8 protein-coding genes are annotated in these 5,996 nt (G+C 26.8%); 5 read left to right on the forward strand and 3 right to left on the reverse strand.

What is annotated here, in order from left to right; translation table 11 throughout:
- Positions 1–49: 49 nt before the first annotated feature.
- The 3 genes from L8W40_RS07870 to L8W40_RS08160 are packed head-to-tail and all read left to right on the forward strand — an operon-like array spanning position 50 to position 2,023.
- Positions 50–799 carry a hypothetical protein gene (locus L8W40_RS07870; RefSeq protein ID WP_133319961.1) on the forward strand — a complete coding sequence of 250 codons (750 nt, stop codon included), beginning with the start codon at positions 50–52 and terminating at the stop codon, positions 797–799.
- A gap of 8 nt (positions 800–807) precedes the next feature.
- Positions 808–1,437 carry a DUF2920 family protein gene (locus L8W40_RS08155; protein ID WP_412175462.1) on the forward strand — a complete coding sequence of 210 codons (630 nt, stop codon included), beginning with the start codon at positions 808–810 and terminating at the stop codon, positions 1,435–1,437.
- Positions 1,427–2,023 carry a DUF2920 family protein gene (locus L8W40_RS08160; RefSeq protein WP_412175463.1) on the forward strand — a complete coding sequence of 199 codons (597 nt, stop codon included), beginning with the start codon at positions 1,427–1,429 and terminating at the stop codon, positions 2,021–2,023. The genes L8W40_RS08155 and L8W40_RS08160 overlap by 11 nt, the downstream gene beginning before the upstream one ends.
- Here the strand turns inward: L8W40_RS08160 and L8W40_RS07880 are convergent.
- Positions 2,016–2,249 carry an acyl carrier protein gene (locus L8W40_RS07880; RefSeq protein WP_412175464.1) on the reverse strand — a complete coding sequence of 78 codons (234 nt, stop codon included), beginning with the start codon at positions 2,247–2,249 and terminating at the stop codon, positions 2,016–2,018. The two genes, L8W40_RS08160 and L8W40_RS07880, sit on opposite strands and share 8 nt — an antisense overlap.
- 60 nt (positions 2,250–2,309) lie before the next feature.
- On the opposite strand from L8W40_RS07880, the gene L8W40_RS07885 reads away from it, so the two are divergent.
- Positions 2,310–3,527 carry a DUF2920 family protein gene (locus tag L8W40_RS07885; protein ID WP_263665128.1) on the forward strand — a complete coding sequence of 406 codons (1,218 nt, stop codon included), beginning with the start codon at positions 2,310–2,312 and terminating at the stop codon, positions 3,525–3,527.
- A 30-nt stretch (positions 3,528–3,557) separates the two neighbouring features.
- Here L8W40_RS07885 and L8W40_RS07890 read toward each other — a convergent pair whose 3' ends face one another.
- Complete coding sequence (locus L8W40_RS07890) at positions 3,558–4,517, reverse strand: 3-oxoacyl-ACP synthase (RefSeq protein WP_263665129.1); 960 nt, start codon at positions 4,515–4,517, stop codon at positions 3,558–3,560.
- A 71-nt stretch (positions 4,518–4,588) separates the two neighbouring features.
- Between L8W40_RS07890 and L8W40_RS07895 the strand changes: the two genes are divergently transcribed.
- Complete coding sequence (locus tag L8W40_RS07895; protein WP_263665130.1) at positions 4,589–5,632, forward strand: acyl carrier protein; 1,044 nt, start codon at positions 4,589–4,591, stop codon at positions 5,630–5,632.
- A 20-nt stretch (positions 5,633–5,652) separates the two neighbouring features.
- On the opposite strand, the gene L8W40_RS07900 is transcribed toward L8W40_RS07895, so the two are convergent.
- Complete coding sequence (locus tag L8W40_RS07900; protein WP_087698989.1) at positions 5,653–5,877, reverse strand: acyl carrier protein; 225 nt, start codon at positions 5,875–5,877, stop codon at positions 5,653–5,655.
- Positions 5,878–5,996: the final 119 nt, after the last annotated feature.

Consider the following 5,996-nt stretch of genomic DNA (forward strand, 5'->3'; position numbering starts at 1 on the left):
ATTACTTGATGTGCAAAAATTAAACTAAAAGATGCAAGAAAGGAAAGAAATGAAAAATTTTTTTAACTCATTACAAGATAAAGAATTTATTTTTGCGCCACAATGCTATAAAACATGCAATGGCGGATGCTGTCATAATATTCATGCACAATATTTTAAATTTAATAAATCTAGTGCGGTGATATTACCTATGCTTGAAGTTGAATATCTTTCGCTAAAGCAAGCCGGTAATACATATTTAGAAAATGGAAAAGTCAATACCTTTACTTTAAAAAATGGAAAAAAAATCAATGCTTATTTTGCAAAATGTGATTTAAATGGACTTTGTAATCCTCATAGTCTTAGACCTTTGATATGCAAGCTTTATCCTTATTATCCTCAGGTTGATTATGATGGAAATTTTTTAGGGGTTAAACCTTGTGCGTTATTTGATATTTTTTATAAAGATGCCCAAAAGCATTATTGTACTATAACCCATAGAAAAAATGATGAGTTTTTAAAGGAATTTGAGCAAAGCACACAGGTATTAAGAAAGGAACCTATAATGATATTTGTGTTTAAGGTGCTTGAAGTAGTAGAAGAAACTCTTAAGCAGTATACTTATGATCATTATGGAAAAGTAATTTATCTTGAAGAATTAACACATGAAGAAAAATTTGATTTTTTTGCTTTTCAAGAGATTAATTCTATGACTATGCAAGCATATAGAAATGAAAAATTTATTGACAAAATTCAAGATATATATGATAATTTAGAAATGCGATATCAAGAGCATTTTACAAAGTATTTTAATGATTAGAGAAAATTATGCTTAAAAATGAAACTTATTTCATAGACTCTTGTGATGATGTAGAATTAAATATAAAAAGAGAAAGTAAATTAGAATATAGAATTACTTATGATGATAGTAAGCAAATGAAAGCTATCGTTTTTATCATAGGAGCGTATGGTTCTAATGTTGATTTATCAATCATTGATTTTGACAGGCAATTTATAGCTAAAAAATTTGATGTAGTGGCTGTAAGTGTTTTATATCATTGTTTTAGCTGTAGAATAAATAGCAAGGATAAAAAATACAGTGCTACTTTTTCGTATGATGAAAGAGATGTAGCTTATTTCAAGGAGCAATTAAATAAACATGGTATTGCTTTTTCTGGCGAAATTAATCAAGAAAACATACAAAAACAAATTGTTTCTTTAGAATCTATGCTTGATTTTTATAGATTAAAAAATATGATAGGTGATGATTATGAGTTTCATTTAACTTCAACTTTGCTACCATCAAATAACGAATATCAAAATTATGGAATTATGGCAGCTATCGATCATATCAATGCTTTAAAAGATATAATGAAAAATTATCCTCAATTTAAATCTTTACCTAAAATTTACGGGGGGGGGGTCATACGGAGGTTATTTAGCGCTAATGTGTGCTAAAATAGCTCCTTGGTATGTTGATGGAGTTATAGATAATTCAGGCGAAGCAACATTAATTTTAGGTTGTATTATAGGAAAAGATTTAAATTTTCACGATATATATTATAACTATAAGAGTTTTCTTATAGGATGTTTTATAAAAACATATTGGAATTCTGATAAAAATTCTCCTTATTGTTTTAAAGATGAGTATTTTCTTGTTAGAACTTTATTGAATAAAGAACATTTAATTTTACAAGTGCAAAAAAATAAAAATATAGTTTATATAAGCTATCATAGCTCTAATGATTTATTAACTTCTTATAAAAATAAAATTTGTTTGATAGAGTTGTTAAAAGCCTTAAATTATGAAGTAGATTTTCATCTAATAGATGAAAAAGATATAGATGGTAAATTTATTAAAAATTTAGATCATGGGGGTGGAATAACAGTCAAAGCTTTATTTGGTAGGGAATTACCAAAAATGCTTGAAAAATTTAAGGATAAAAATTTTACCCTAAGAGAAGATAGTATAAGTTATCCTTGCAAGGATAAGGTTTTTACTTTTAAAGATAAAGGTAATAAATTTGTGCTTGAGATTATATAACTTCCTCAAGCATATTTTTAATCGTAGAAAAATCCTCAAAATTATCCGGAGTGATATATTTAGCATCTAAATTTTTTCCTATAAATTTTTCGATTTCAAGTATTAATTTCATCATATCAATACTATCAATAATATCATCATCCACTAAATTACGACTGCTTTCATTGATATCACTTCTGTTGATTGCATTAAACATTTTTTGAATATCTTCAAAGTTAATATTCACATCTAGCTCCTTATTTTTTAGTTATAATAATACTTAAAAAATGCAAATATAAGGCTTAACATGCTCATAAATCAAACTTATTTTATAGACTCTTGTGATGATGTAGAATTAAATATAAAAAGAGAAAGTAAATTAGAATATAGAATCACTTATGATGATAGTAAGCAAATGGAAGCTATTGTTTTTATCATAGGTGGATTTGGGGCAAATGCTAATATATCTTTTTTAGATTTTGATAGAGAATATCTTGCTAAAAAATTTAATATTATTGTTGTAAGTGTTTTTTATCATTGCTTTAGTGCTAGGCCTTCTATAGATGAGAAATATAATCCGATTTTTATGCCAAATGAAAAAGATTGGGAAAGTTTTTGTGAAATAGCAAAAATTTGCGATATGGAAATTTATGACCATGAAAAAAGCAATTTTAAAAATTGTATAAGAAAACTTGATGAAAGATCTAAACAAATAAAACATGAAGGAAGACTGAAAAAAGATTTTTTGATAAATCTTTCTTGTGATTTTGTATTGCCAAATAACGAATATCAAAATTATGGAATTATGGCAGCTATCGATCATATCAATGCTTTAAAAGATATAATGAAAAATTATCCTCAATTTAAATCTTTACCTAAAATTTACGGGGGGGGGTCATACGGAGGTTATTTAGCGCTAATGTGTGCTAAAATAGCTCCTTGGTATGTAGATGGAGTGATAGATAATTCAGGAGTAACATTGCCTCATTTGCCTCATTTGTTAGGTAGAGAAAGTGAGTGCGGTGAATTTGCTATTAGAGGTGATAATTATATTTTATTATGTTTTGTAAAAAAATACTGGACTAGAGATGAAAGCTCTCCGTATTTTTTAAGTGATGATAATTATATGATAAGGGTTCTTTTAAACTCAAAGCATCTAAGTTTGCAAAATGAAAAAAATCAAAATACAATATTTATCAGTTATCATAGCGCAAAAGATGAGGGAGCTCCAGTGGAACATAAGAGTAATTTTTATGAATTTTGCAAACAACTTGGATTTGATACAACTTTGCATATTGTTAAAGATGAGAATGATGTAGATGGTAGATATATAAAGAGCTTAGAGCATGGTTTGAGAATGACAGATAGGGCTTTATTTAAAAAAGAATTACCTATATTGCTTGAAAAACTAAAAAATAAAACATTTAATATGAGAGAAAATAGCATATCTTATCCTTGCAAAGATAAGATATTTACTTTTAAAGATTTTAAAGATCGATTTGAGCTTAAAATTACACGACTTTGATAAAACTTTGAAGTTTATCAAAATTTATTTTTAGGCTACATGCATTAAGGGTGATACCTGTTCCAAAGCTTCCAAGGAAAATTTGTTTACCCCCCCCCCAGTATATGAAGCTAATTCTAGAGGTAATTTATTTATAGTAGTGTTTCCATAGTTTTTAAGAATATTATCTTGGATAAAATTTAAATTTAGTCTCTCATATAGTTTTTGTTTTGAAAAATTATCAGAAGAGTGGATAAAAAATTCATCGAAACTAGTTTTTTCTAGATTGAAATGTTCAAAAAATTCTTGAAAAAATGTTGGATAGTTTTGCATAATAAAAGAAAAAGCTAGAGTGGTATTGGCTTGTATGTTTTTATTACTATTAATTTGAAATCCGCCATAGGGTAAAGTTTCTTCTACACATTGAGTAGAAAAAACTTTTTGAGAAAAACAGCTTTTTTCTTTAGAATTGGTATTTTTTTCTATTAAAATCGCACTTGCACTATCGCTATTATTTAAAAAGGTAATTTTATCTTTTTGAGCGTCAATCGCTTTACTTTTTACACTGGCGCATATTAAAATAGCTTTTTTTATGTTCTGTTGATTTAAAGCTAAAAACACTTGAAGCAAACTCTGTAAAAATCCAGGACAAAAACCTAACACATCTAAACATAAAGTATGATTGCTTAAATTTAAATTTTTGTGGATTAAACTAGTGCAAGCTGGTGCTAAATAATCTGGTGTAAAGCTTGTAAAAACAAGTAAATCAATTTCATCTTTTCTGATTATATTTTTTGAGAAAAGTTCTTTTAGTGCTTGTGTTGCTAAATCACTTGCGTATGTTGAATCATCACTTATAAAATGATTGAAAATTCCTGAGTTTTCTTGCAAAAGTTGATACTTTCTTTCATTTATATTGCAAAGCTTTAATTTATCTTCTTTGTGGAGTGGATTTTTAGGTAGAACAATACTAATAGCTTTAATAGAATGGTTGGTAATTTCTAAATTCATTATTACTCTCTTTTATTTTTTAGATATTTTATCATTTTTTATTTGTTATAATAAATTAAAAAAGGAAAAAAATGACAGCGTATATTAGTATAGGAACAACCAATAGTGGCAACCAAGAAAGACAAGGCTTTTTAATGCAAAATGAAAATAAACTTTTGCAACAAGGTTATATCTATCCAAAATCTCTTAGAATGGCAAATAGACATTGGGTTTTAGTCGATATAGTTTTAGAGCTTATAAAAAAAGATAAATTAAGTCAAAATCCATTGGACGATTTAGAAGATGTGCGTTTGATTAAGGCTATTGAGAATTTCAAAATAGAAGCCACAATACATAAAGATAAGAAATTTATATTTTCTGCAGAAGGGATAGTTTGGGATTTTTCTACTAAAAGGCATATAGAAATTCTTAAAAATGTTTTAAATGCTTTAGGATTTGATGAAATTTATGAAATTATTTACTTTAGAGATACTCTTGGATATTTAAATTCTCATTGTTCTCAAGATATTAAAAATAATATGGGGTTTTATAGTGCTGATTTTAAGCCTGATGAGCATCCTAGAAAATATATATTTGATTATAAGTGGATTTGTGAGAGCCATATAGAAGTATTTGGTGAAAAAAGTTTAATAGTGAGACTTTTGAAGGAAGAATATGTTGGCGGAACATTACTTAAAGATTTTGTATATCATTTAGGTTTAGAATGGGATGATGAATTTTCATTAAAGCAAAATAAAAATGAAAGTTTTAATCTTTTAGGTATGGAGCTTCAAGGAAGACTTATAAAAAAAGATTTGCATGGGCAAAACATAAATTCTTTACTTTATACGGCTAGAAAAATTTTTGAAGGTGCTAATGAGGATAGGTTGAAATTTAGAGTGCAAAAAGAAATAGCAAAAGCTTATGTTGATTATTATGCTCCTTCACTTGAGTGGGTTAGAGCTAAGTATTTTCCACACAGAAAAAGTTTATTTGAGCCGATTAGTTGGGATGAGTATGAAGAAAATCCAACCTTAACCCAAACCAAAGAAAGTGATTGGGATAAAATAGCTGATTTTATAGCAGAAATTATTGTGTCTAAAAATAAAATTATCCAGTCTTTAAAAAGTAATTAACGCAATGTTTTAACATTGCGTTAATTATATGCTTTTTCTAGCATATTTTTGATACTTTGAAAATCTTCAAAATTTTCAGGACTTATAAATTCAGCATTGAGACTTTTTCCATAGTGTTTTTCAATTTCAGCTACTAAAGCCATAATATCAATACTATCTATAATGTCTTCACTTACTAAATTTTGCATTGTTTCATCAATATCGGTTCTCTCTATGTTCATAAAAAACTTTTTAATATTTTGCATATTTATCCTTTTTTTGTTTAAAATAATAATGATTATTATATCTTATTAATATTGAATTTTATAAGAATTTGATAATATATTATCTTTATTAATTTGAGAAAGTTTTAAATGATTGCAAG

This window comes from Campylobacter sp. IFREMER_LSEM_CL1846 (genome assembly GCF_025772105.1).
Taxonomy (GTDB): Bacteria; Campylobacterota; Campylobacteria; order Campylobacterales; family Campylobacteraceae; genus Campylobacter_D; species Campylobacter_D lari_D.